Below are 24506 nucleotides of genomic sequence, written 5' to 3'. Positions count from 1 at the left end.
AGAAGCCGCATCGCCAAAGGCGCTACCGCTCAATCGATGCCGTCATCGTCAGGCGCGCTCACCTGCTGGCGCCGCCCCATGATGATCTCGCGTTTGCCGACATGGTTGGGTGCGCCGACCAACCCTTCCTTTTCCATGCGCTCGACCAGGGATGCGGCGCGGTTGTAACCGATGCCGAGGCGGCGCTGGATGTAGGACGTCGAACACTTCTTGTCACGCACCACCACCTTGACCGCCTCATCGTAAATGGCATCGCTGTCTTCGGCCGCAACGGATCCCTTGTCGAAGACCGCGCCCTGGTCGTCTTCGGTTTCTTCCTCATCCTCGTCGGCTGTCACGGTTTCCAGATATTCAGGCCGGCCTTGCGCCTTCAGATGCGCCACGACATGCTCGACCTCCGCGTCGGAAACAAAGGGTCCATGCACGCGGGAAATGCGCCCCCCGCCCATCATGTGCAACATGTCGCCCTGGCCGAGCAGCTGTTCGGCGCCCTGCTCACCGAGGATGGTGCGGCTGTCGATCTTGGATGTCACCTGGAAGGAAATCCGGGTTGGGAAGTTCGCCTTGATCGTGCCCGTGATGACATCGACCGAGGGGCGTTGCGTTGCCATGATCAGGTGGATGCCGGCGGCGCGCGCCATCTGCGCCAGACGCTGGATGGCGCCTTCGATCTCCTTGCCGGCAACCATCATCAGATCGGCCATCTCATCGACGATGACGACGATGTACGGCATCGGCGCAAGGTCGATTTCCTGCTGCTCGAAAAGCGGTTCGCCAGTGCCCTTTTCGAAGCCGGCCTGCACGGTCATGACAACCGTCTCGCCCTTGTCGCGGGCGACGGCGGCGCGCTCGTTGTAGCCGTCGATGTTGCGCACACCGAGCCGCGCCATCTTGCGATAGCGGTCCTCCATCTCGCGCACCGCCCATTTGAGTGCGGTGACGGCTTTTTTGGGATCGGTGACGACGGGGGTCAGGAGATGCGGGATGCCGTCATAGACGGAGAGTTCGAGCATCTTTGGGTCGACCATGATCAGCCGGCACTCTTCCGGCTTCAGCCGGTAAAGCAAGGACAGGATCATGGTGTTGATGGCGACCGACTTGCCGGAGCCGGTGGTGCCGGCGACGAGCAAATGGGGCATCTTCGCCAGTTCGGCGATGACCGGCTCACCGCCGATCGTCTTGCCGAGACAAAGCGCCAGCTTGCAGCTGGTCTTACGAAAACCCTCCGATTCGATCAGCTCGCGGAAATAGACGGTTTCGCGCGTCTCGTTCGGAAGTTCGATGCCGATGACGTTTCGGCCAGGCACGACAGCGACGCGCGCCGAAATCGCCGACATGGAGCGGGCGATATCGTCGGCAAGCCCGATGACACGGGAGGATTTGACACCGGGTGCCGGCTCGAACTCATAGAGCGTGACGACCGGGCCTGGGCGAACATGAATGATCTCGCCGCGCACGCCGAAATCCTCGAGCACGCTTTCCAGAAGATCGGCGTTCTGCTCGAGCCGCTCCTGCGACATGTAAAAGCCTTGTCCCTCCGGCGGCTGCTGCAACAGCTCTTCGGAGGGAAGCTCATAGGGACCGCCGGTCGTCATTGACACAATCCTGCCGGCCATGGGCAGTGGCGAAGATACGCGCGCGACCGGAACCGGCACGGTCTCTTCCGGAGCCGGCACGGCTCGTACCGAAATGGCGTTGCTCACAGTGGCAGGAATTGCGACCGCCGCCGGCTGCACCGCGGCTTCGTTCGAATTGGCCGGGCGGACGTCCGGCACGGCTGACGGCGCTTGCAAGCCTGGCAGGCATTCAATGACACGGAACGACGAGGTGAGATCGGCCGTTGGCGTGGCACGAACGTCGACCTGTTCGGCAACCGGCGCGGCTGTGCGCCGAACCGGGACGGCGCGCGGCGCTGGTGACGGACCTTCGATCATGTAGGGCGCCATGACCTCGAAAAAGACGTGATCCGACAGATAGGGCCAGCGCACATTTTCGCGGCCGGTCGTCTTGACCGCCGCCGTCCTCTGGGCAGACGCTGCGGGTGCGCGTGCCGTCGCTGCCATCCTCGGACCCACCGGCGCAGCCGGCGCCGTGGCCGGCACCGGCGGTCTCTCACGCATCATGGCCCTGTTGCCGGCAGGCGGCCGGGCCACGTCCAAAGCGGGGCTTTTCATCGGCACCGACAATGGCGGGGACGAGGCTGCGTGGGATGCCGCAGCCCCGGTGGCTTGTGTGCTTCCCTGCCGCGCCGGCGGCACCTGTGCTTCGCTTTGCTCGACGGCAATCTGGTCGTGCTGCGGACGGCGCGTGTTGGCTTCGTAATCTGGCGTGCGCGTGAACCGCACATTCGGCGCCAGGAAGAAATAGTCTTGCCAGGCAGGGCTTTCGTTGCCGCCGAGATCAACAAACCGCGGGGAATGGCCGGCCCTGGCTGCGCCAGCCTGCCGGCCATCTACCTTGTCGCTCATGCCGTTGAAACGCTCACCCTCGGGATCATCGGGCGAAGCTGTATTCAATGAATTGACCCGAGGAAAACGCTTGGATTCCATTCTCAAGACTCACTCCGAAACATCCTCCGAGCAATAGGGAGCGAGTGGTTAACAGTTGCTTCCCGTCGGCTCCGCCGGAGCGACCGAGCCTCATCTTTCGCAGCGATGGCGGACGATCGGATTCGGGCCGCTGATCGTCACCCACGATCAACCACTCATCCACAAGCGTAGGGATAGAAGGAGAGCCGAAGATCTGGCTCTTGGCCATCGCAAAGCGACCCGAGCACCAAGATCGAGATTGCGTTTCCGTGAAACGAAGAGGGCGCTAGCCGGCTGTCTTGCCGTGCCTGACCAGGTCCTGGGCGATGGATAGCTGCAGCGCTTCGGCCAGTTCGCGCGCGGCGCGATTCTCGGCGTCGATCTGCGCCCGGTACGAGGCGAATTCCTGACGCGGCCTGTCGAAGGACGAAGTGATCGAGCGCTTGCCGGATGCGATCACCGCCCCGGTACTCGCATCGTGCAGCAAGTAGCTGGCGGTCAGCGTCACGGAACCGGCGGTCGGCTCGTCCTGATCGGTCCCAACCTGCACAAGTGCCGAGGATTCGACGGCTTCGGTAACACTGAGATCAAGCGAATAGGCGGGCGACGCTGGTTCGCCGGCGCCGCGTCCAAATCCGAAGATCAAATTGTTGCGCACCTGCTGGGCGTACCGCGTCTTGACCGGCTTGATGCCGATCGACGCCAACTCGGCATTGGCGCTGGCGTTCGAGCCGGCAGACAGCGGCGCGTTCGAATAGAGCGGGTGCACCGTGCAGGCCGAGACCAGCGCAAGCGAGCCGATCAGGCCCGCAAGCGCGATGTGGCGCAGCACGCGGCTCACGTCTGTCTTCTTCGGATCAGGCAACGACATTGACGATCCTCTGCGGCACGATGATCACCTTGCGCGGTGCCTTACCTTCGAGCGCTTTCTGCACGAAGTCGAGAGCCAATACCGCTTTTTCGACCGCACCTTGGTCCGCGTCGCGGGCAATTGTCAAATCCCCCCGCTTCTTGCCGTTGACCTGGATCGGATAGGTGACTTCGTTGTCGACGACCAGCGCCGGATCGAAGGCCGGCCATGGCCGTTCGGCGACCAGATCGGTGCCACCAAGCGCTTCCCAGCACTCCTCGGCCAGATGCGGCATGACCGGCGCGATGAGATGCACGAGGATCTCGACGGCCTCGCGGCAGGCGTCCCGCAGCGCCGGATCGGCCTTGCCTTCCGCCACTTCGTTGAGCGGCGCGGTCAGCGCGTTGGCCAGTTCGTAGATGCGGGCAATGGCGCGGTTGAAGGCGAGTTTTTCGATATCCTCGCCGACCGCCTTCAGGATCTTGTGCGCGGCCTTCGAGACCGCTCCGGCTTCGCCGGCACCAGCCGCCCCGGGCTTGATGCCTGCCAGCGTTTCGGCCGCCGTCGACACCAGGCGCCAGATGCGCTGGATGAAGCGATGCGCTCCGGCGGCGCCATCGTCGGTCCACTCGACGTCGCGTTCGGGCGGCGAATCCGACAGCATGAACCAGCGTGCGGTATCCGCGCCGTAGCCGTCGGTGATGTCTTCCGGGCTCACCGTGTTCTTCTTCGACTTCGACATCTTTTCGAGCGGGCCGATGGTGACGGCCTCGCCGGTGGCGATGTCGAAGGCGCGGCGTTCGCCATCGACGCCCTCCAGGCGCACCTCGGTGGGCGCCAGCCAGCGACCATTCGATGCCGAGCCGACGCGGTAGGTTTCGTGCACCACCATGCCTTGCGTGAACAGGCCCTTGAACGGCTCGGCCAGATCGACATGGCCTGTCTCGCGCATGGCGCGGGTGAAGAAGCGCGAATAGAGCAGGTGCAGGATCGCATGCTCGATGCCGCCAATATACTGGTCGACCGGCAGCCACTCGTTCGCCGCCTTGGGATCGGTCGGCTCATGCGCCCAGGGTGCCGTGAAGCGGGCGAAGTACCACGACGAATCGACGAACGTGTCCATCGTGTCGGTTTCGCGCCGCGCATCCTTGCCGCATTGCGGACATTTGACGTGCCGCCAGGTCGGATGGCGGTCGAGCGGATTGCCGGGCCGGTCGAACTCGACATCGTCGGGCAGCCTGACCGGCAGGTCGGCCTTCGGCACCGGCACCACGCCGCAATCCTCGCAATGGATCATCGGGATCGGGCAGCCCCAGTAGCGCTGGCGCGAAATGCCCCAGTCGCGCAGGCGGAAATTCACCTTGCGCTCGGCCATCGGCCGGTTGCCGATGGTCTTCTGCTCCAAGAGCTTCGCGACCTCGTTGAACGCCTTCTCAGGCTTCATGCCGTCGAGGAAGCGCGAGTTGATCATCACGCCGTCGTCGACATAGGCTTCCTCGGTGATCTGGAAGGTCTTCGCATCGGCACCCTCCGGCATCACCACCGGGATCACCGGCAGGCCGTATTTGTTGGCGAAGTCGAGATCGCGCTGGTCGCCGGACGGGCAGCCGAAGATGGCGCCGGTGCCGTATTCCATCAGCACGAAATTGGCGACATAGACCGGCAGCGTCCAGCTGTCGTCGAACGGATGGACGACGCGGATGCCGGTATCGAAACCCTTTTTCTCGGCCGTCTCCAGCGCCGCCACCGAAGTGCCCATGTGACGGACTTCCTCGATGAACTTCGCCAGCGCCGGGTTGTTCTCGGCGGCTTTTTTTGCCAGCGGATGATCGGCGGCGACAGCCATGAAGGAGGCGCCGAAAATAGTGTCGGGCCTTGTCGTGTAGACTTCCAGCTCATGCTCGCCGGAAATAGGTGCCGCCAGCGGCCAGCGGATCAGCAGACCTTCCGAACGGCCGATCCAGTTCTGCTGCATCAGCTTCACTTTTTCAGGCCACTCGTCGAGGCCGTCGAGCGAGTCCAGCAGGTCCTGCGCAAAGTCGGTGATCTTGAAGAACCACTGCGTCAGTTCGCGCTGTTCGACCAGTGCGCCCGAGCGCCAGCCGCGGCCGTCGATGACCTGCTCGTTGGCGAGCACGGTCATGTCCTCCGGGTCCCAGTTGACCTTGGAGGATTTGCGCGTCACCAGCCCCTTCTCGACGAAATCGAGGAACAGCATCTGCTGGCGGTGATAATAGTCGACGTCGCAGGTCGCGAATTCGCGCGCCCAATCCAGCGACAGGCCCATGACCTTGAGCTGCTCGCGCATGGTGGCGATGTTCTGATAGGTCCACTCCTTGGGATGGACCTTGTTCTGCATCGCGGCGTTCTCGGCCGGCATGCCGAAAGCGTCCCAGCCCATCGGGTGCAGCACATTGAAACCCTTGGCCCGCTTGTAGCGCGCCACCACATCGCCCATCGTGTAGTTGCGGGTGTGGCCGATATGGATGCGCCCTGACGGATAGGGGAACATCTCCAGCACATAGTATTTCGGGCGTGGATCGTCGTTGTTCGCCTCGAACAGCTTTTTGGCGTCCCAGGCCTTCTGCCATTTGGGCTCTGACGCGCGCGGATTGTATCGTTCGGTTGCCATCGGATGTTTTTCACTTAAAAGCAGGCGCGGACCGCGGGCGACAGCTCGGCGGTTCAGGGAATGTGGTCCGGGTGTTCACCATGGTTTGGCAAACCCGTCAACCATATGGGCATCGCGTAGGGTAAAAACGCGGGTCAAAACAGCGGGATTCGCATATGGGCAACGCCGTTCAGCAGTTTTTCGCGGTCAAGACGAAGATCGCCGCCGCCGAGCGAGAGGCTGGTCGCGAAGCCGGCGCGGTGACGCTGGTCGCGGTCTCCAAGACCTTCGATGCAGCCGACATAAGCCCGGTCATCGAGGCCGGCCAGCGCGTCTTCGGCGAGAACCGCGTGCAGGAAGCGCAGGGCAAATGGCCGGCGCTGAAGCAGGCATTCCCGGATATCGAATTGCACCTGATCGGCCCGCTACAATCCAACAAAGCCAAGGAAGCAGTGGCGCTGTTCGACGTCATCGAGACGGTCGATCGCGAGAAGATCGCCGCCGAACTCGCCAAGGAGATCGCCCGGCAAGGCCGGGCGCCAGAACTCTACGTCCAGGTCAACACCGGCTCCGAGCCGCAAAAGGCCGGCATCGAGCCACGCGACGCGGTGGCCTTCGTCGCCCGCTGCCGCGATATCCATGGCCTCGTCATCGAAGGCCTGATGTGCATCCCGCCGGCCGACGAGAACCCCGGCCCCCACTTCGCCTTGCTCGAGAAGCTCGGCAAGGAAGCCGGCGTCGCGACACTGTCGATGGGCATGTCGGGCGACTACGAGACGGCGATCGCCTTTGGCGCCACCAGTGTCAGGGTCGGTTCGGCGATCTTCGGCAGCCGCTGATACGCCACGGCCTTGGACCAGTTCGGCAAGTCCGTTGTGCCAAAGGTTGAAACGAAACGTACCGTTCCTATTTGTTTTGTGCCATTCACAATTCTCCTGGAGCTTTACCATGCGTTACAACCAGCTTGGAAACACGGGGATGTTCGTCTCCGAACTCTGCCTCGGCACCATGACATTCGGCGCCGCCGGCGAAAATGCCCAATGGGGCCTGATCGCCAGCCTCGACCAGAAGGGCGTCAACGAGATCGTCGCCCGCTCGCTCGCCGCCGGTGTCAATTTCTTCGATACCGCCGATGTCTACTCCTTCGGCGAGTCCGAACGGCTGCTTGGCCAGTCGCTCAGGGATCTCGCTGTCGACAGACGGAACGTTGTCATCGCCACCAAGGTCCATGGCGCCATGGGCGACGGCCCGAACCAGCGCGGCTCCTCGCGCGGCCACATCATGGATTCGGTCGACGCCAGCCTTGAACGGCTGCAGCTCGACCATATCGATCTCTATCAGCTGCACGGCACCGACACGGTGACGCCGATCGACGAGACGCTGCGGGCGCTGGATGACCTGGTCGCCAGCGGCAAGGTCCGCTATGTCGGCGTCTCCAACTGGGCGGCATGGCGTATCGCCAAGGCGCTCGGCATCGCCGACCGCAAGGGGTTCGCCCGCTTCGAAACCGTCCAGTCCTATTATTCGATCGCCGGCCGTGACCTCGAACGCGAGATCGTGCCGCTGCTCAACGAGGAAAAGCTCGGCCTGATGGTGTGGTCGCCGATGGCCGGCGGCCTGCTGTCGGGCAAATACGGTCCCGGCGCGCCCGGTAATGGCGAGGGCCGTCGCGCCAGCTTCAACTTCCCGCCGGTCAACGAGGACCGCGCCTGGGCGGCCGTCGCCGTCATGCGCGAGATCGCCGCCAAGCATGGCGTCAGTGTCGCCACGGTTGCGCTCGGCTATGTCCTGGCCAAGCCTTTCGTGATGAGCGTGATCATCGGGGCAAGCCGCATGGAGCAGCTCGAACAGAACCTTTCCGCGACTGAAGTGAAGCTCGACGCGGACGATCTCGCCAAGCTCGACGAGGTCAGCGCCTTGCCGGCCGAATATCCCGGCTGGATGCTGGAGCGCCAGACAGCGGGCCGGCGCCCGGCGCCGTTCACGCCGAAGGCATAGCGCCCTGCCAATGATGACCATCCCGGGAGCCCGTCGGCTCCCGGGATGTCAGGTCAGCCGCACGCTCTCGCCAAGAAAATCGAGAAAGGCACGCACTCGCGCCGGCAGGTGACGGCCCTGGCCGACATAGACGGCGTGGGTAACCTCCTCGTCGCCCGGGTTGAACTCCTCCAGCAGCGGCACCAGCCGCCCGGCGGCGATGTCGGGCGCCACATGCCAGCGTGCCAGCCTGGAGATGCCGACCCCGGCCAACGTCATCAGCCGCATCGCTTCGCCGTCGCCGACAAGCGCATTGCCCGTGATGGGGATGATGACGGCAGCGCCGGCCGCATCGACAAACGGCCAACCGTCAATATGGCGGACAAAGCCGAAGCCCATGCGGTTGTGGCGCTCCAGTTCGGCAAGTGTCCGCGGCGTGCCATTCGCCTCGAGATATGAGGGCGCGGCAACGACCACCACCGGGCTTTGCCCGAGCTTGCGCGCCACCAGCCGTGATTCGCCAAGTGGTCCGGCACGAATGGCGACATCGGCGCGTTCGGCCATCAGGTCGATGACACTGTCGGTCAGCACCAGATCGACCGAGATCTCTCTGTAGCGCTCCAGGAAGCGTGGCAGAAGCGGGATCAGCCGGTGCACGCCGAATGGCACGTAGGTGTTGACGCGCAGCCGCCCGCGCGGCGCTGCACCCGCCGCCGCCTCGCGCTCGGCCGCCGCCATATCGGCAAGGATGCGCAGACCACTTTCATAGAACGCGGTGCCTTCCGGCGTCATCTGCAGGCGACGTGTCGAGCGGCTGACCAGCCGTGCGCCAAGCCTGGCCTCCAGCCGCGCGATCAGCTTGCTGACCGCCGATGGCGTCATGCGCAGCTCGCGCGCCGCGGCGGAAAAGCTGCCCGCCTCGACGACGCGCACGAACACTTCGATCTCGCCGGAGCGGTTGATGTCGGGTCTCGCCATCTGTGAATCTATTTCACAGAAAATGTGCCTACTGCAAGTCTGGTTCACAGTGCGAGGCAACACGATCTTCCGGGTCGGGGCGCGGGTTTGGACAGGCGCTCTTCGTCGTCGAAGTGGAAACCGCCATGCCTCTAGCTCTCTACGCCCTCGCCGCCGGTGCCTTCGGCATCGGTGTCACCGAATTCGTCATCATGGGTCTGCTGCTTGATGTCAGCAAGGATCTCGGCGTCTCGATCTCGGCCGCCGGCCAGCTCATTTCGGGCTACGCGCTCGGCGTCGTCATCGGCGCGCCCTTGTTGACCATCGCCACCGGCAACTGGCCACGCAAGACCGTGCTTCTGGCGCTGATGGCGATCTTCACGCTTGGCAATCTCGCCTGTGCGTTGGCCCCCGACTACTGGACCCTGATGGGCGCGCGCGTCATCACCGCCTTTGCCCATGGCACCTTCTTCGGCGTCGGCTCCGTCGTCGCCACCGGACTGGTCGCGCCCAACAAGAAGGCCTCGGCGATCGCGCTGATGTTCACCGGCCTGACCATCGCCAACATCCTCGGCGTGCCCTTCGGCACCTGGCTCGGCCAGGCCTTCGGCTGGCGGGCGACCTTCGGGGCGGTCACCGTGGTCGGTCTGGCGGCCTTCGCCGTCATCTTGGCTCTGGTGCCGCGCAGCCGGACGGCGCCTGAAAAGAGCGACCTGCGCGCCGATCTCGCCGTGCTGCGCCGCACGCCCGTCCTGCTCGGCCTCGCCACCACCGTACTCGGCTACGCCGGCGTCTTCGCCGTCTTCACCTACATCACCCCGTTGCTGACTGAGATCACCGGCTTCCACGAAGCGGCCGTGTCGCCGATCCTGCTCGTCTTCGGCGGTGGTCTGATCGCCGGCAATCTCGCCGGCGGCAAGGTCGCCGATCGCTGGCTGGTGCCGGCCGTGCTGGGCAGTCTCGTGGTGCTGGCGCTGGTGCTGGCAACCATGAGCTTCGCCATCCACAGCCAGGTCATGGCCGTCATCTATGTCGGCCTGCTGGGCGCCGCCGCCTTCGCCACCGTTGCGCCACTGCAGATGTGGGTGCTGGAAAAGGCGCAGGGTGCCGGCCAGAGCCTCGCCTCGTCCTTCAACATCGCCGCCTTCAATCTCGGCAATGCCGCCGGTGCCTGGCTTGGTGGCGCGGTCATCGCCGATGGCCTCGGCCTTGGCGCGCTCCCCTGGGTCGCCGCCCTGGTACCGCTCACGGCGCTCGCCGTGGCGTTGCTGGCGCTGCGTCTCGATCGCCCTGCCACGCTCGGCACGCCTGCTTCCGTCCGGTCGTGACATTCAGCTGGCAAAGCCAGACCGCTTTTCAACATCCCTTGCTTCCACACCAGCAGGAGCAGAAAAATGGACTATCGACGTCTCGGCGCATCGGGCCTGAAAGTACCGGCGCTGTCGTTCGGCACGGGAACCTTTGGCGGCTCCGGCCCGCTGTTCGGCGCCTGGGGCAACAGCGACGCCACGGAGGCGCGGCGGCTGATCGACATCTGCCTCGAAGCCGGCGTCAACCTGTTCGACACCGCCGACGTCTATTCGAACGGCGCTTCGGAACAAGTGCTTGGCGAAGCCATCAAGGGCCGCCGCGATGCCGTGCTGATCTCGACCAAGACCTCTCTGCCGATGGGCGACGGGCCGGCCGACTACGGCTCGTCGCGTTCGCGGCTGATCAGATCGGTGGAAGACGCCCTGAAGCGCCTCGGTACCGACTACATCGACCTGCTGCAGCTGCATGCCTTCGACGCCGGCACGCCGATCGAGGAGGTGCTGTCGACGCTGGACGAGCTCGTGCGCGCCGGCAAGCTGCGCTATGTGGGCGTCTCCAATTTTTCCGGCTGGCAAGTGATGAAGTCGCTTGGGCTGGCCGACAGGCACGGCTACCCGCGCTATGTCGCGCATCAGGTCTACTATTCGCTGGTCGGCCGCGACTATGAGTGGGAGCTGATGCCGCTTGGCCTCGACCAGGGCGTCGGCGCCCTGGTGTGGAGCCCGCTCGGCTGGGGCCGCCTGACCGGCAAGATCCGCCGCGGCCAGGCTTTGCCGGAAAAGAGCCGGCTGCATGACACGGCAAGCTTCGGCCCGCCGGTCGAGGACGAGCATCTCTACCGCGTCATGGATGCCCTTGACGCGGTGGCCGAGGAGACAGGCAAGAGCGTGCCACAGATCGCCATCAACTGGCTCCTGCGGCGCCCGACTGTCTCCTCGGTCATCATCGGTGCCCGCAACGAGGAGCAGCTGCGCCAGAACCTCGGCGCCGTCGGCTGGACGTTGACGCCGCAGCAGATCAGGAAACTCGACGCGGCGAGCGAAGTCACCGCGCCCTACCCGTATTTCCCCTATCGCCGCCAGGAAGGTTTCGCCCGGCTCAACCCGCCGGCGGTCTGATCGACGCTATCGAAGCCTCCCTAACCTCGTCATCCCAGGGTCTCCGCGACGGAGCTTCGCTCCTGCTTCGCCCAGGGATGATGACGCCATGCGCGTTTGTGCCATCACTAGTGGTCGATAAAACGCCTTGCTACTGCGCTCAGTGCAGCACGAACTCGCCGTCGACCTTGCGCCATTCGTTCGGCGCGATCAGCTTCTGGTGCGTGTAGCTGACTGAATGCAGTGGCCCGTCGAGCCTGGCCTTCCAGAACTCGATGAACCGGATCAGCACCGGAAACTTCGGCGCCAGGTCGTAATCCTGCCAGATGAAGCTCTGCAGCAGATGCGGATGGTCGGGGAAATGATAAAGGATCTTGGCCGTGGTCAAGCCGTAGCCTTTGAGCATCAGGTCCATTTCGGAATGGTCGCGCATGGCGGTCCCCAGGTTGTTTCTCCTTCCTCCCAACGCTGGATTGTGCGCACCGTTGCTTAACTGTCTATTGATTTTTCCTGATCGCAAGCGGGTTTTCCGCGCAAAAACATGCAGTTAGCAGCGAGCTTCGTCGAGTGCTGACAGCACCGGAGAGCACACCTGCGGCATCCCGCCACGCGAATCCAACGTCTAATGTTGCCGTCACCGCGGAACTGGTAATAATGCCGCCGAATTCGCGGCCCCGTCGCCGTGATCCCCGCCGGCGTTTCAAGCCGGCGGTTTGGTTCGGGAGGAAAGTGAAAAATGTCCGATGTGCATGTCCATCGCGTCCAGCCGGCGTGGAAGAAGAACGCGCTGATCGATAATGACACCTACCTGAAATGGTACGCCGACAGCGTCAAGAACCCGGACAAGTTCTGGGGCAAGCACGGCAAGCGCATCGACTGGTTCAAGCCTTACAGCAAGGTCAAGAACACCTCCTTCGACGGCAAGGTCTCGATCAAATGGTTCGAGGACGGGCTGACCAACGTCTCGTATAACTGCATCGACCGGCACCTGAAGAAGCGCGGCAACCAGACCGCCATCATCTGGGAAGGCGACAACCCCTACGACGACAAGAAGATCACCTACAGCGAGCTCTACGAGCATGTGTGCCGGCTCGCCAATGTGATGAAGAAGCACGGCGTCAAGAAGGGCGACCGCGTCACCATCTACATGCCGATGATCCCGGAAGCCGCCTATGCAATGCTCGCCTGCACGCGCATCGGCGCCATCCATTCGATCGTCTTCGGCGGCTTTTCGCCGGACGCTTTGGCCGGCCGCATCGTCGACTGCGAATCGACCTTCGTCATCACCGCCGATGAAGGCCTGCGCGGCGGCAAGGCCATTCCGCTGAAGGACAACACCGACAAGGCGATCGACATCGCCGCGAAGAACTTCGTCATGGTGAAGAACGTCCTGGTCGTGCGCCGCACCGGCGGCAAGGTCGGCTGGGCACCAGGGCGCGACGTCTGGTACCACGACGAGGTCGCGACGGTGAAGGCGGAGTGCAAGCCGGAGAAGATGAAGGCGGAAGACCCGCTGTTCATCCTTTACACCTCCGGTTCGACCGGCAAGCCGAAGGGCGTGCTGCACACCACTGCCGGCTACCTCGTCTACGCGTCGATGACGCACCAATATGTCTTCGACTACCATGACGGCGACATCTACTGGTGCACCGCCGATGTCGGCTGGGTCACCGGCCACAGCTACATCGTCTACGGTCCGCTCGCCAATGGCGCCACCACGCTGATGTTCGAAGGCGTGCCGAACTATCCGTCGCAGGCCCGCTTCTGGGAAGTCATCGACAAGCACAAGGTCAACATCTTCTACACCGCGCCGACGGCGCTGCGCGCGCTGATGGGCGCAGGGGACAGCCATGTCACCAAGACCTCGCGCAAGTCGCTGCGCGTGCTGGGTTCGGTCGGCGAGCCGATCAATCCGGAAGCCTGGGAGTGGTATTTCAACGTCGTCGGCAACGGCAAGGTGCCGATCGTCGACACCTGGTGGCAGACCGAGACCGGCGGCATCCTGATCACGCCGCTGCCGGGTGCGACCGACCTCAAGGCAGGCTCGGCGACTCGGCCCTTTTTCGGCGTCCAGCCGCAGCTGGTCGACGGCGAAGGCAAGGTGCTCGAAGGGGCGGCCGACGGCAACCTGTGCATCACCGATTCCTGGCCTGGCCAGATGCGCACCGTCTATGGCGATCATGACCGCTTCGAGCAGACCTATTTTTCCACCTACAAGGGCAAGTACTTCACCGGTGACGGCTGCCGCCGTGACGCCGACGGCTATTACTGGATCACCGGCCGCGTTGACGACGTCATCAACGTCTCCGGCCATCGCATGGGCACGGCGGAAGTCGAATCCGCGCTCGTCAGCCACGACAAGGTTTCCGAAGCCGCCGTCGTTGGTTACCCCCACGACATCAAGGGCCAGGGCATCTATTGCTACGTCACGCTGATGGCCGGAGCGCCGCCCAGCGAGGAGCTGCGCAAGGAGCTTGTCGCCCATGTCCGCAAGGAGATCGGCGCCATCGCTTCACCCGACAAGATCCAGTTCGCGCCCGGCCTGCCGAAGACGCGTTCCGGCAAGATCATGCGCCGCATCCTGCGCAAGATCGCCGAGGACGATTTTGCCGCGCTTGGCGACACCTCGACGCTGGCCGATCCGGCCGTTGTCGACGACCTGATCGCCAACCGGCAGAACAAGAAGGACTGATGTGGGACGAGGCTTTGCTGGGCACTGTCAGCGAGCTCTGGCGCTACCCGGCGAGTTCGCTTGCCGGCGAGCGCCTGGAGGCGATCTCGATCGAGGTCGAAGGCATCGTGGGCGACCGCATGTTCGGCCTGGTCGATGCCACCGACAATGAAATCGCCCGGCCTGATCGCGACGCCAAATGGCACAAGGTCCCGCGCATCAGGACCCGGTTGAGTCTCGCCCGCGAGCTTGAAGTCGCCATTCCCGACGGCGAATGGCTGCCTGCTCCCGGCGCTGAAAGTGACCGCGCCGTATCCGCCTATCTCGACTTCGAAGCCTCGATCCGGCCGTTTCGCAGGGAGTACGCTGCCCCCGGCTACTCCGGCCCGCTGACAGCGGAACGCTATCGCAAGGCCCCGATCCACCTTCTGACCACGGCGTCGCTGGCGCGGCTGAAGGCGCTGCATCCGGAGGGGACCGCCGACCCGCGTCGCTTCCGCCCCAACATCGTTGTCGACATGGCTCCGGTGGAAGGCTCGTTTCCGGAGACGGAATGGATCGGCCGCAAGCTCGCGATCGGCGAATTGCTGTTGACCATCTCAGAACCCTGCCGCCGTTGCGGCTTCACCATCATCGGCCAGGATGGCTTCGACCCCGACCCGGCGGTCCTGCGCAATCTGGTTCGCCACAACGCGCACAATCTCGGCGTCTACTGCACGGTCGATCGGCCGGCCAACGTCGAGGTCGGCGACGCGATGCGCTTCCTGTAAGCTACCGGTACAGATCCGCCCGCGTTGGCGGCAGGCCACTCGAGCCGCGCGCGCGCTTGGTGGCGACAGTCTGGAAAATCTGCGCCGAAGCGCGTTCGAAGGTGATCGAACAGCCGGTCAGGTAGAGCAGCCACAGACGCGCCTTGGCCTCGCCGACCTCGGCGATCGCCTCGTCGAATCGTGCATGAAGGCGCTCGGCCCACAACCTGCAGGTGCGCGCATAATGCTCGCGCAGATTCTCGACGTCGTGGACGAGGAAGCCGTGCGCCTCGAGATTGCCGAGCGTCATGCCGATCGTGTCGAGTTCACCGCCGGGGAAGATGTATTTGATCAGCGCCTTGTATTCCGGCCCCTTGCGCAGGGTCTTCTTCATGTCGCCCTTGCTGCGCCTGGTGATGGCGTGATGCAGATAGATGCCGCCTGGCTTCAGCAGCCGGTGGATGGTGGAGAAGTAGGCGGCATGGTTGGCGAGCCCCAGATGCTCGAACATGCCGATCGACGATATCTTGTCGAAGGTGCCAGTGAGCTCGGCGTAGGATTTTATCTCGATGGTGATCTTGTTCTCCAGCCCCTCGGCGCGAATGCGCTCGCGGGCGAGGTTCGTCTGGGCTTCCGACAGCGAGACGCCGTGGCCGGTGACGCCATAATTTTTGGCGGCATGGATCAGCATCGCTCCCCAGCCGCAGCCTATGTCGAGCAATCTTTCACCGGGCTTCAGCCGCAGCTTGCGGCAGATATGGTCGAGCTTGTCGGCCTGCGCCTCATCGATGCCGTTGGCGAAATCCTTGAAGTAACCGCAGCTGTAGACCATGCGTTCGTCGAGGAAGAGCCGATAGAAGGCGTTCGAGATGTCGTAGTGGTGCTGGATCGCCTCCTTGCTCGATCCGCTGACGAAAGGGTTTCGTCCGGCAAGATCGACCCGCGTTGTCATCTGCTTTCTCGAAAACAGAACGGCGGGCAAGTCGCGCAGGATTGCCAGTTTTGGCAATGCCTTGAGTTTCGACCTGAGCTTGCCCTGCGAAGGCAGGGCGTAGAAATCAAACAGTGATCCGTCTTCGATATCGACCGCTTTGGAAATCCACATCTCGATCAGGGTCGAGAAGGACGGGCGGCGAATGATCTGCCAGGCAATATCCTGGTCGTTGATGGTGAGCACCGGGCCGGTGGCGGGGCCAATCCGCTCGCCGGTCCACAGCTTGACCGCAAAGCCCGGCTTCAGCGTTTCAACGACCGTTCGAACGATCCGCGCGGCCTTGTCGGTGGCGTCCATGCTTCCTCCCGAAGCGATTGCGACAATGTTGTCTCTTTGCCCCTGAACTGCAAGCGGGCGCGTCTGGAAAGACACACCACCCGGCTTTTTGAGGGTGACGCCTTGCCATTTTCCAAATGAGACCCCATCATCTCTGCGTGTTCAACAAATCGAAAGGAGGTGATCCGATGTCGAGTGATTTCGTTTTCCAGAACGTGGCCTCAGCGGATTGCACTTTCGGGAAGCAGTCTTCCCGTTAAGGCGCGAGATGCGCGGCGGGTGACCTCATGGGTCGCCGCCACAGGCCGCGCCATGGACGGAAACACGGAAGGCCGCCGGCTTCGAAAGAAGCGGCGGCCTTTTCCTTTGCCGAACCCTTACTTGGTAAGCGCCAGGGTCTCGATGTTGCGGGCAATCGTCTGAAACGCGTCGTCCAGTTCGGCACCATTGGCGGCCTGATAGAAATGCTTGATCGATCCGCTGTCCGTGCTGGCGCAATCGTGCAGGGTCGCCTCGGCATTTGCCTCTTCGAGGTTGAAGCCGATGGTGAAGATTTCGATGCCTTTGTCACGCATGGCAGCGCAGAGTTTCTTTGCCGCCGCGCGGGTCGGTTCCTTGCCGGCGTCATTGTAGACCTCGCCGACAGTGTTGGCGTCGAAATAGGACAGGTTGAATTCGCCGTCCGTCATCAGGATCGCATATTTGGCGACTTTCTTCGGATCCATTTTGGCTGGCCGCTCCGAGGCTTTCATCACGCTGCCCCAGCTTTCCGACAGCATGTACCAGGTCCATTGCACGCCGATATGGCCGGCTGTCCCGCCCGATGCGACAAAATCCTTGATGACGTTCTTGAGCGCGCTGGCGTCGGCCGTCAACGGGACGAGTGCGGCGGCCGGGCAGGCGGCGGTCCGGGTGTTTGCGGCAAAGCTCGACAGCAGGTAGTCGCGATTGACCATGCTCGAGTCAGGACCCGCGTCCGAATACTGGTCGGCGCCCTTGCGTTCGGTGGCGCAATTGTCGGGGCGCGGCGAGGCCGAAGCAGGCTGTGCACTCATGTTGCCGGGCGCCTGTTTGCGCTGGCTCGCTTTGGTTTCGACATAGACTGTGCTGGCCGCGAGCGCACCCGCATTGACCGAATTGGCGTAAGGCACGATGGAAACCCGCACCCTGGGCCTGGTCGGATCCTGGTTGCCCAGGAAACTGTCCACCGCATTGCTCGCCGCCGCCTTCAGATCCTTGATCTTCTGACCGGCCATCGAACCGGTCACGTCGAGCATCATCGCCACTTCGATGGTCTTGTCCGAATAGAGCGCCGTCGTGGAGGCGGCAACGCGTTTCATGTCGCCCATGCCAAGAATCGGGAAGAACAAGGCGACATCGACATGGACGTCCGCCTGGACCGTCTTGGCGTTCTTGTCGAGCGTCAGCTTGTCCAGCACGATCTGGTCGGCCTGCAGGATGCCTGCCTGGCTGTTGGCATCGAGAAAGGCTTGCACCGATTTGTTGGCATCGGCTTCCTTGATGACGCCTGTCGTCAGATCGCGCGCCGTCGACGTCACGGCGGCGTCGACCACGCCCTGCAGGCTCGATCTGGCATTGTAGAGCTGTGATACGTTGACGGAAAAGCCAACACCCAGCGACAAGACCGACGCGGCAAGGCCGAACAGGACCGCGAAATTTCCACCGCGATGTCTGGCGAAACCGCCAACGGCGTGAACAAGACCCCCGTAATTCCGCATCCAACAGCCTCCGCATGCCTCGGCCTTATCGCCGCAGGGAGGGCAATGCAGGATTCCAGCCGGATGACGCCGCTACACCGCACCAGGCGAGAGGCTCACAATCAATGCGTTGTTTTTGCTTGGTTTCGGACTGCAAGAAGGTGAACGGCCGGTAAACAGAAAACCATAACTGCGGCGGCATTTACGAGCCGCTTACCATGATCAGGCCCAGGGATCGCGAAATACCCGATCACGTCCCGTTGCGGCACGGGCTTTGTGTGCCGAACCGGGCCAGCTGTCCCGAAGCCGCAGGACCAAGAAAATGGCGTGCGAACGAACTCGGAGCAGGTGCCAACCGCCGGAGGCTAGGCCAGCATCCGGGCGCTGACGGTCCTGTCGACGCCGTGATAGGGCGGATTGAACAGATTGCCGTCCTGTTCGTAGGTCCACACCTTGAACAGGTTGAGCCGATGCTGGCCAAAGCTGTGCAGCAGCGGCACGTCGGTGGCATCGCGGCCGCGCGCGATGACGACGCGGCCGATCCTCGGCGTGTTGTGGCGGGCATCGAACGTGTACCACTTGCCGTCGAGGAACACTTCCAGCCAGGCCGAGAAATCCATCGGCGCCGGATCGGCCGGCACGCCGATGTCGCCCAGATAGCCGTTCACATAGCGCGCCGGAATGTTCATGCAGCGGCAGAGCGTGATCGCCAGATGAGCGAAGTCGCGGCAGACCCCGACCCGCTCCTCATGCGCCTGTGCGGCGGTACGGGTCGAACGGGCATAGCCATAGCCGAAGGACAGGCGGTTGTGGACATAGTCGACGATCGCCTGCACCCGTGCCCAGCCGGGTGGTAGATGGCCGAACAGTTGCCAGGCGAGATTGCTGAGATGATCGGTCTCGCAGTAGCGGCTGCCCAGGAGATAACCGAGTACCTCGTCGGGCAATTCCGCCACCGGCACTTCCCTGGCCAGCGTATTGACCTCGTCCGTCTCGCCGCTGTCCTCGACGACGGCATCGTAGAGGATGCGAAAGCCGCCGGCGGGCGCCGTGAAACGACGGCAGGCATTGCCGTGCAGGTCATGGTAGAGCCTGGTCGGCACCGAAGGCGATGTCAGAACGCGCGTTTGCCGCTTGATGTCGGCCTGCCTGTCCTTGTGGATCTCGAGCAGGGAGATCACCGGGATAGCCTCGCTGCATTCGATGGCGATTTCGTAGCCGAGCCGGATCAGCATCGCGGGTCCCCTTCGATCGTCGTGGAAAACAGTTTTGCTCAAACGCGGGAGGGGTGCCGTGGTTCCCCTGGAGCGTCCGAAAAGACACTGGCGCGCCTTCCCATGCCCGCGCCTTGACGATACGGTTGGGCCGTCCCTCGACACGTTCCCCCCGATTCAAGGAAAACCATGTTCGCAGGCAGAAAATTCGCCGCCTTCCTCTTCGATATGGATGGCACGCTCATCAATTCCATCGCATCGGCGGAACGGGTGTGGAGCGATTGGGCACGGCGGCAGGGCTTGGACGTCGCCGCCTTCCTGCCGACGATCCATGGCGTGCGGGCGATCGAGACGATTACCGGCCTGGCACTCCCAGGAGTCGATCCGGCATATGAAGCCGATCTGCTGCTGAAGGCCGAAGCCGCCGATCTGGATGGCATTGTTCAGATCGCCGGCGCCGCGGCGTTTCTCAGCTCGCTGCCGCCTGAACGCTGGGCGATCGTGACTTCCGCGCCACGCGAGCTGGCGCTGTTGCGCATGGTGGCTGCCGGCATTCCCGTCCCTTCCGTCCTCGTCGCGGCGGAAGATGTTTCCCGTGGCAAGCCGGCGCCCGATTGCTTCCGGCTCGGCGCAAGCCGGCTCGGGTTCGAGGCGCGTGATTGCCTCGTATTCGAGGATGCTCCAGCCGGCATAGTGGCCGCCGAGGCCGCGGAGGCCGCGGTCATGGTCATCAACGCCACGCACCAGCATCCGCTGTCCACGCAACATGCCGCGATCGCTGGTTACGACACGATCGGCATCACCATCGACGAGCGTGGCTGGATCGCGCTGGAGCCGCAGCGCAGCGCCGCCTAGACCAGGCGCTAGAAATCGCTGGTCAATCCCTTCACCTCCCAGTCGCCATAGCGGCCGGGTTCCTTGCCGCCACGGCCGCCGATTTCCTTCGGCATCGCGGCTTCCTTCTGGCGATAGTTCTGCCGCCGCGCCTCGGCTTCCGCCAGCGCGCGGCGCGCGGCCGGCGTCAGCATTTTTTGCGGCGCGTCGCCACCTTGGCCGGCAGGCGTTTTACTGGTTTCGTCGTTCATGCGATATTTCCGGCGGATTGAAACGGGACCTGGCGTTTCCCATCATATAGCGATGAACCCGCGCCGATCGACCCCTTTTTGCCACCCCCTGGATAGAAGCAGACGATGAACACACTTCGCACCGCCATGCTTCTTGCCGCGATGACCGCGCTGTTCATGGGTGTCGGTTTCCTGATCGGCGGATCGGGCGGCATGATGATCGCCCTGGTGGTCGCCGCCGGCACCAATCTGTTCAGCTACTGGAACGCCGACAAGATGGTGCTGTCGATGAACCGCGCTGTCGAGGTCGACGAAAGAAACGCGCCCGAATACCACGCTATCGTCCAGGGCCTCGCCGAGCGTGCCGGCCTGCCGATGCCGAAGACCTATCTGATCGACAATCCGCAGCCGAACGCCTTCGCCACCGGCCGCAACCCGCAGAATGCGGCAGTCGCTGCCTCCACCGGCCTTTTGCACGCACTGACGCATGAGGAAGTTGCCGCGGTGATGGCGCATGAACTCGCTGACGTCCAGCACCGCGACACGCTGACGATGACGATCGTGGCGACCTTTGCCGGTGCCATCTCGATGCTCGGCAATTTCGCCTTCTTCCTCGGCGGCAATCGCGACAACAACAACCCGTTCGGCTTTGTCGGCGTGCTGGCGGCGATGATCATGGCGCCCTTTGCCGCGATGGTCGTGCAGATGGCGGTCAGCCGTACCCGCGAATACGAAGCCGACCGGCGCGGCGCCGAAATCTGTGGACACCCGCTCTGGCTGGCGTCCGCGCTTGACAAGATCGCTCGCGGCGCCGAACGCATTCCCAACCCCGATGCCGAGCGCAACCCGGCAATGGCCCACCTCTTCATCATCAATCCTCTCTCCGGCGAGCGCATGGACAGTCTGTTCTCCACCCACCCGAGCACCGAGAACCGCATCGCCGCCCTTCAGGCGATGGCGGGGCAGATGGCCGGCGGCGCCCAGGCCGCCCCGCGCCAGGCCCCGACACCACGGCAGGCGGACGAACAGCGGCCTGCAGGTCCGTGGGACCAGGCCGCGCGGCCGGAACAGCCGGCGCAGCCAGCCAAGCCGAAACCCAACCCGTGGGGCCGAAACCCGACCGGGCCCAAGGGCCGGTGGTCGTGAACGTGGCGGACAGGGCACCTCGGCGCACGGTTTCAGGCGATCAGGAACAGAATGGGGGTGGCGAATTCGTCGCCGGCCTCGCCGCCCGCAAGGCCGCGGCGCGCCTGCTTGCCGCCGTCATTGACGCCAGGACGCCGCTTGACGGCCTGACCGATCACGAAAACGGCCACCCGCAATACAAGGCGCTCGACCCGCGCGACCGTGGCCTAGTCCGCGCCATCCTGGTCACCGCGCTGCGCTATCGCATGACCATCACGGGGCTGCTGGCGCGGCGCCTGGAAAAGCCGCTGCCACCCAACGCCACCGCCCTGTCGCACATCTTGCATGTCGCGGCCGCGCAGATCCTGTTCCTCGACATTCCCGACAGCGCCGCCGTCGACCTGGCCGTGACGCACGCCAAGTCCGATCCGCGCACCGTGCGTTTCTCCGGCCTCGTCAACGGCGTGCTGCGCACGCTGGCGCGCGCCAAGGAAGCCGAGCTGCCGGCCGCGCTTGCCGCCACCGACGAAGCGCCAAAGTGGTTCTCCGACCGGCTGAAGGCCGCCTACGGTACGGAGAAGGCCAGACAGATTCTCGCCGCGCATCGGCACGAGGCGCCGGTCGACTTCTCGGTCAAGGCCGATCCCCAACTCTGGGCCGAACAGCTCGGCGGCATCGTCCTGCCGACCGGTACGGTGCGGGTGGAGAAGCTTGCCGGTCCCGTCACCGAGTTGCCGGGCTTTGCCGAAGGCGCCTGGTGGGTTCAGGATGCGGCGGCCAGCCTTCCGGCAAGGCTGTTCGGCGATGTCAGGGGCCTGCGCGTCGCCGATCTCTGCGCCGCCCCCGGCGGCAAGACCGCGCAATTGATTCTCGCGGGCGCCAAGGTCACCGCGGTCGACACTTCGAAGAACCGGCTGGCGCGGCTGGCGCAGAATCTCGACCGCCTTGGCCTGTCCGCCGACATCGTCCAGGCCGACCTGCTCAAATACGAGCCGGAAGAGCTGTTCGACGCCGTTCTTCTCGACGCGCCTTGCTCATCGACCGGCACGGTGCGGCGGCATCCCGACGTGCCATGGACCAAGACGGCGGCCGATGTCGAAAAGCTCGCGGACCTGCAACGCAGGCTGCTCGCCCGCGCCGTCACCCTCGTCAAGCCGGGCGGCAAGATCGTCTTTTCCAACTGTTCGCTCGACCCGCTCGAGGGCGAAGACCTGCATCGCGCCTTTCTCAAGGCGACAGCGGCGGTCGCCGACGATCCGCTACGGCAAGGTGAGATTGCCGGTATCGATCCGTTCCTGACGCCGCAAGGCACGCTGCGCACGACCCCCGCCGATCTCGACCTCGGCGCGCCGGAACGCTCGGGGCTCGATGGCTTCTTCGCCGCCCGCATGCGTCGAACATCCTAGAGCAATTCCAGGAAAAGTGTGAAACGGTTTTCCGTCCGGAATTGCGTCAAAACAAAGAGTTAGAGCGGTTTGCCGTTTCCGTGAAACGGTGAACTGACCTAGAGCATGTCGTCCAGACTCCAGTGGTTCGCCCACCGCGCGTCGATTTCGTCATCGACGTTTTGAAAACGGATGTCCGTGGACAGCCTGATTCGCCCGTCTGGGCTCTGGTTGGTCGTCGACGCATGGATCATGTAGGGCGAGTGAAGCACGACGTCGCCCGCCTCGAAATCCGCGATCAGCCAGCGCGAATCAAACCGCTCAGCCATTTCGGGCAGATCCTTCGACACCCAACCGCCCTCGGTCATGTTGCGGTTGTAGGCGCTGATCCGTTCCTGTGCATCCAGGCCGGCATTGTTCTCGTTGAACCGGGCTTCCATGCCGACGCCGATCGCGTGCGACCCCTCGAGATAGACGAGGCCGCCCATATCAACTGAAACGTCGCCCAGGGGTATCCAAGCCGTAACGATACGGCTGGTGCCGCCGCGCAGATAGACAAGATCGTAGTGCGCCGGCGTCGCGACAGGCGATCCCGGCTGGGTGAAACGCATGATCTTTCGCTTGTGCAGGTAGGACAGCCCGCCCAGGAATTCGTCCATGAAGCGGGACAATAGCGGTTGCGCGCAAAAGCCTTCATAGGCAGCCGAACGAACCAGCGACATGATGCGGCGATCGGCCAGTTGCCGGTCAAATGCGCCGGCCGCCGCTATGCCGAGCCCAGGATCGAGCCCAGGCATGACCAACCCGGTATCCGCCAGATGCGAAAACACCCAGCCGCGAAAATCGATCACGCTGCGGCGTGGCAACAGACCTTTGAGCCAGACATAGCCTTGCATCCCATAGAGATGGCGAATGGTCTCGATGCCGGCGGACGGATCGGTCGGGGTGAGATATCCCAACCGATTCGTCGCCGTCGACAGCACTTTACTGTTGGCCGCAAGGGCGACGGGAGGAGCGTCTTGCGATGTTGATTTTGCCCGCGATATCGACATTTCAATCACCCATGGCTTCCAGCTTGGGCTGACAATGCCCTATTGTAGTGGCCAGTGCCCATGAACAGAAGATTCGACCTGGACTTTTCGCTCATGCATAACCGTCAATTGGCATTGTACCGGTCGCCCTCGGCCGCGATGGGCGGCTTGTCGGTGACGGGTGTCGGTCGCCATCGTGTCGAGCAAGCCATTGTCGGGCGAAGGCTGCCGGATTTTGCCGTAGTGCTGGTGGAGCAAGGCAAGGGCTGGCTCGAAACCAGGGCCGCGGGCAAGCAGGCAATCGCGGCGCCCAGCCTGTTCTGGCTGTTCCCCGGCAAAGCGCATTCTTATGGGCCGGACGAGTGGGGATGGACCGAGCGCTGGGCGCTCTTCGAAGGTGCCTTGACTCGAGATTTCACGCGCATGCGGCTGATCGTCGAACAGGCGCCGGTCGTTCGTCTGTCCGACCTCGGCGACATGCAGCGGCTGTTTGACCGGCTGTATGCCGAGCTGTCCCTGGATACCGCGCTAAGTCAGGCGGAGGCCGCCGCCACCGTGCATCGATTGGTCGTGCGGGCCGCCCGGCAAGCGATTGGCTGGGGCAACAGCGAAAGCCATCCCGATTTTCAGCGCGCCGTCGAGGAACTGCGCAATCGCGCGGTCGAACCGCTTGACTTCAAGGCGTTCGCCGCGAAATTCAAAATGTCGCCGGCGACCCTGCGCCGCAAGTTCGCACTGCACACCGGGCTATCGCCCAAGGCATTCCAATTGCGTATCCGGCTCGACCTCGCCAAGCAATTGCTGGTGACCACCGATTCACCCGTCGAGGCTGTGGCCATGGCGGTTGGCATACACGATGCCTTCTATTTTTCCCGGCTTTTTCGGGATCGTGAGAAATGTTCGCCCAGCGAGTTTCGACACCGCCACACGAGGAAATGAACAGCGACG

General features: G+C 63.7%; 20 protein-coding genes. 10 read left to right on the top strand and 10 right to left on the bottom strand.

All coding sequences use genetic code 11. From position 1 onward, the window contains the following. Window positions 1-29 precede the first annotated feature (29 nt). The 3 genes from BLS48_RS06550 to leuS all read right to left on the bottom strand — a co-directional run bounded on the left by BLS48_RS06550 (window position 30) and on the right by leuS (window position 6010). Window positions 30-2549, bottom strand: coding sequence for a DNA translocase FtsK (locus BLS48_RS06550; RefSeq protein WP_091576155.1), 2520 nt, complete (start codon window positions 2547-2549; stop codon window positions 30-32). Window positions 2550-2814: 265 nt separating this feature from the next. Beyond that, window positions 2815-3399, bottom strand: coding sequence for an LPS assembly lipoprotein LptE (locus BLS48_RS06545; RefSeq protein ID WP_091576154.1), 585 nt, complete (start codon window positions 3397-3399; stop codon window positions 2815-2817). After that, a complete protein-coding gene (gene leuS / locus BLS48_RS06540) occupies window positions 3386-6010 on the bottom strand; it encodes a leucine--tRNA ligase (RefSeq protein ID WP_091576153.1) in 2625 nt (874 codons plus the stop codon). The genes BLS48_RS06545 and leuS overlap by 14 nt, the downstream gene beginning before the upstream one ends. Before the next feature lie 155 nt (window positions 6011-6165). Between leuS and BLS48_RS06535 the strand changes: the two genes are divergently transcribed. Then, window positions 6166-6828 (top strand): YggS family pyridoxal phosphate-dependent enzyme, encoded by a 663-nt coding sequence (locus BLS48_RS06535; RefSeq protein ID WP_091576152.1) that lies wholly within the window; start codon window positions 6166-6168, stop codon window positions 6826-6828. A gap of 109 nt (window positions 6829-6937) precedes the next feature. Then, the gene (locus BLS48_RS06530) at window positions 6938-7987 is read left to right on the top strand and encodes an aldo/keto reductase (protein WP_091576151.1); all 1050 of its coding nucleotides are present in this window, start codon (window positions 6938-6940) and stop codon (window positions 7985-7987) included. A 48-nt stretch (window positions 7988-8035) separates the two neighbouring features. On the opposite strand, the gene BLS48_RS06525 is transcribed toward BLS48_RS06530, so the two are convergent. Beyond that, window positions 8036-8944, bottom strand: coding sequence for a LysR family transcriptional regulator (locus BLS48_RS06525; protein WP_091576150.1), 909 nt, complete (start codon window positions 8942-8944; stop codon window positions 8036-8038). A gap of 125 nt (window positions 8945-9069) precedes the next feature. Between BLS48_RS06525 and BLS48_RS06520 the strand changes: the two genes are divergently transcribed. Next, window positions 9070-10251, top strand: coding sequence for an MFS transporter (locus BLS48_RS06520; protein WP_091576252.1), 1182 nt, complete (start codon window positions 9070-9072; stop codon window positions 10249-10251). 66 nt (window positions 10252-10317) lie between these two features. Further along, on the top strand, window positions 10318-11352 hold the full coding sequence (locus tag BLS48_RS06515; RefSeq protein ID WP_091576149.1) for an aldo/keto reductase: 1035 nt from the start codon (window positions 10318-10320) through the stop codon (window positions 11350-11352). Between the two features lie 139 nt (window positions 11353-11491). On the opposite strand, the gene BLS48_RS06510 is transcribed toward BLS48_RS06515, so the two are convergent. Then, window positions 11492-11764 carry an usg protein gene (locus tag BLS48_RS06510; protein WP_091576148.1) on the bottom strand — a complete coding sequence of 91 codons (273 nt, stop codon included), beginning with the start codon at window positions 11762-11764 and terminating at the stop codon, window positions 11492-11494. Between the two features lie 303 nt (window positions 11765-12067). Between BLS48_RS06510 and acs the strand changes: the two genes are divergently transcribed. Continuing rightward, entirely contained in the window at window positions 12068-14023 is a 1956-nt protein-coding gene (acs, locus tag BLS48_RS06505; RefSeq protein WP_091576147.1) for an acetate--CoA ligase, read from the top strand. Next, the gene (locus BLS48_RS06500) at window positions 14023-14772 is read left to right on the top strand and encodes an MOSC domain-containing protein (protein WP_091576146.1); all 750 of its coding nucleotides are present in this window, start codon (window positions 14023-14025) and stop codon (window positions 14770-14772) included. Before acs ends, BLS48_RS06500 begins: the two co-directional genes overlap by 1 nt. A 1-nt stretch (window position 14773) precedes the next feature. Here BLS48_RS06500 and BLS48_RS06495 read toward each other — a convergent pair whose 3' ends face one another. From BLS48_RS06495 to BLS48_RS06485, 3 genes are all read right to left on the bottom strand, one after another. Further along, window positions 14774-16042: an SAM-dependent methyltransferase gene (locus BLS48_RS06495; RefSeq protein ID WP_091576145.1), complete on the bottom strand. Its 1269-nt coding sequence runs from the start codon at window positions 16040-16042 to the stop codon at window positions 14774-14776. 356 nt (window positions 16043-16398) lie between these two features. Continuing rightward, on the bottom strand, window positions 16399-17760 hold the full coding sequence (locus BLS48_RS06490; RefSeq protein ID WP_091576144.1) for a pilus assembly protein: 1362 nt from the start codon (window positions 17758-17760) through the stop codon (window positions 16399-16401). A 344-nt stretch (window positions 17761-18104) separates the two neighbouring features. Then, complete coding sequence (locus BLS48_RS06485) at window positions 18105-18974, bottom strand: transglutaminase-like domain-containing protein (protein WP_091576143.1); 870 nt, start codon at window positions 18972-18974, stop codon at window positions 18105-18107. Between the two features lie 168 nt (window positions 18975-19142). On the opposite strand from BLS48_RS06485, the gene BLS48_RS06480 reads away from it, so the two are divergent. Next, the gene (locus tag BLS48_RS06480) at window positions 19143-19808 is read left to right on the top strand and encodes an HAD-IA family hydrolase (RefSeq protein WP_091576142.1); all 666 of its coding nucleotides are present in this window, start codon (window positions 19143-19145) and stop codon (window positions 19806-19808) included. A gap of 8 nt (window positions 19809-19816) precedes the next feature. Here the strand turns inward: BLS48_RS06480 and BLS48_RS06475 are convergent, their stop codons facing one another. Next, complete coding sequence (locus tag BLS48_RS06475; RefSeq protein WP_091576141.1) at window positions 19817-20038, bottom strand: DUF1674 domain-containing protein; 222 nt, start codon at window positions 20036-20038, stop codon at window positions 19817-19819. 105 nt (window positions 20039-20143) lie between these two features. On the opposite strand from BLS48_RS06475, the gene htpX reads away from it, so the two are divergent. Beyond that, window positions 20144-21163, top strand: coding sequence for a zinc metalloprotease HtpX (gene htpX, locus BLS48_RS06470; protein WP_091576140.1), 1020 nt, complete (start codon window positions 20144-20146; stop codon window positions 21161-21163). Beyond that, window positions 21160-22548 (top strand): RsmB/NOP family class I SAM-dependent RNA methyltransferase, encoded by a 1389-nt coding sequence (locus BLS48_RS06465; RefSeq protein ID WP_244529524.1) that lies wholly within the window; start codon window positions 21160-21162, stop codon window positions 22546-22548. Before htpX ends, BLS48_RS06465 begins: the two co-directional genes overlap by 4 nt. Before the next feature lie 98 nt (window positions 22549-22646). On the opposite strand, the gene BLS48_RS06460 is transcribed toward BLS48_RS06465, so the two are convergent. Next, entirely contained in the window at window positions 22647-23579 is a 933-nt protein-coding gene (locus BLS48_RS06460; RefSeq protein ID WP_091576138.1) for a phytanoyl-CoA dioxygenase family protein, read from the bottom strand. Between the two features lie 60 nt (window positions 23580-23639). Between BLS48_RS06460 and BLS48_RS06455 the strand changes: the two genes are divergently transcribed. Continuing rightward, window positions 23640-24497 carry a helix-turn-helix domain-containing protein gene (locus BLS48_RS06455; RefSeq protein WP_425284658.1) on the top strand — a complete coding sequence of 286 codons (858 nt, stop codon included), beginning with the start codon at window positions 23640-23642 and terminating at the stop codon, window positions 24495-24497. Window positions 24498-24506 lie beyond the last annotated feature (9 nt).

The organism is Mesorhizobium qingshengii, assembly GCF_900103325.1.
GTDB lineage: Bacteria > Pseudomonadota > Alphaproteobacteria > Rhizobiales > Rhizobiaceae > Mesorhizobium > Mesorhizobium qingshengii.
Note: the sequence above shows the minus strand (reverse complement) of the source record. Positions and strands in the feature narration are given on the sequence as shown.

Excerpts from the sequence above, each read along its gene's own strand:
- BLS48_RS06510 (WP_091576148.1), bottom strand. The coding sequence starts at position 11,764 with ATGCGCGACCATTCCGAAATGGACCTGATGCTCAAAGGCTACGGCTTG.
- BLS48_RS06535 (WP_091576152.1), top strand. The coding sequence starts at position 6,166 with ATGGGCAACGCCGTTCAGCAGTTTTTCGCGGTCAAGACGAAGATCGCC.
- BLS48_RS06485 (WP_091576143.1), bottom strand. The coding sequence starts at position 18,974 with ATGCTGATCCGGCTCGGCTACGAAATCGCCATCGAATGCAGCGAGGCT.
- BLS48_RS06460 (WP_091576138.1), bottom strand. The coding sequence starts at position 23,579 with ATGTCGATATCGCGGGCAAAATCAACATCGCAAGACGCTCCTCCCGTC.
- BLS48_RS06500 (WP_091576146.1), top strand. The coding sequence starts at position 14,023 with ATGTGGGACGAGGCTTTGCTGGGCACTGTCAGCGAGCTCTGGCGCTAC.
- htpX (WP_091576140.1), top strand. The coding sequence starts at position 20,144 with ATGAACACACTTCGCACCGCCATGCTTCTTGCCGCGATGACCGCGCTG.
- acs (WP_091576147.1), top strand. The coding sequence starts at position 12,068 with ATGTCCGATGTGCATGTCCATCGCGTCCAGCCGGCGTGGAAGAAGAAC.
- BLS48_RS06520 (WP_091576252.1), top strand. The coding sequence starts at position 9,070 with ATGCCTCTAGCTCTCTACGCCCTCGCCGCCGGTGCCTTCGGCATCGGT.
- BLS48_RS06475 (WP_091576141.1), bottom strand. The coding sequence starts at position 20,038 with ATGAACGACGAAACCAGTAAAACGCCTGCCGGCCAAGGTGGCGACGCG.
- BLS48_RS06550 (WP_091576155.1), bottom strand. The coding sequence starts at position 2,549 with ATGGAATCCAAGCGTTTTCCTCGGGTCAATTCATTGAATACAGCTTCG.
- BLS48_RS06530 (WP_091576151.1), top strand. The coding sequence starts at position 6,938 with ATGCGTTACAACCAGCTTGGAAACACGGGGATGTTCGTCTCCGAACTC.
- BLS48_RS06455 (WP_425284658.1), top strand. The coding sequence starts at position 23,640 with ATGAACAGAAGATTCGACCTGGACTTTTCGCTCATGCATAACCGTCAA.
- BLS48_RS06525 (WP_091576150.1), bottom strand. The coding sequence starts at position 8,944 with ATGGCGAGACCCGACATCAACCGCTCCGGCGAGATCGAAGTGTTCGTG.
- BLS48_RS06545 (WP_091576154.1), bottom strand. The coding sequence starts at position 3,399 with ATGTCGTTGCCTGATCCGAAGAAGACAGACGTGAGCCGCGTGCTGCGC.
- leuS (WP_091576153.1), bottom strand. The coding sequence starts at position 6,010 with ATGGCAACCGAACGATACAATCCGCGCGCGTCAGAGCCCAAATGGCAG.
- BLS48_RS06495 (WP_091576145.1), bottom strand. The coding sequence starts at position 16,042 with ATGGACGCCACCGACAAGGCCGCGCGGATCGTTCGAACGGTCGTTGAA.
- BLS48_RS06515 (WP_091576149.1), top strand. The coding sequence starts at position 10,318 with ATGGACTATCGACGTCTCGGCGCATCGGGCCTGAAAGTACCGGCGCTG.
- BLS48_RS06480 (WP_091576142.1), top strand. The coding sequence starts at position 19,143 with ATGTTCGCAGGCAGAAAATTCGCCGCCTTCCTCTTCGATATGGATGGC.
- BLS48_RS06490 (WP_091576144.1), bottom strand. The coding sequence starts at position 17,760 with ATGCGGAATTACGGGGGTCTTGTTCACGCCGTTGGCGGTTTCGCCAGA.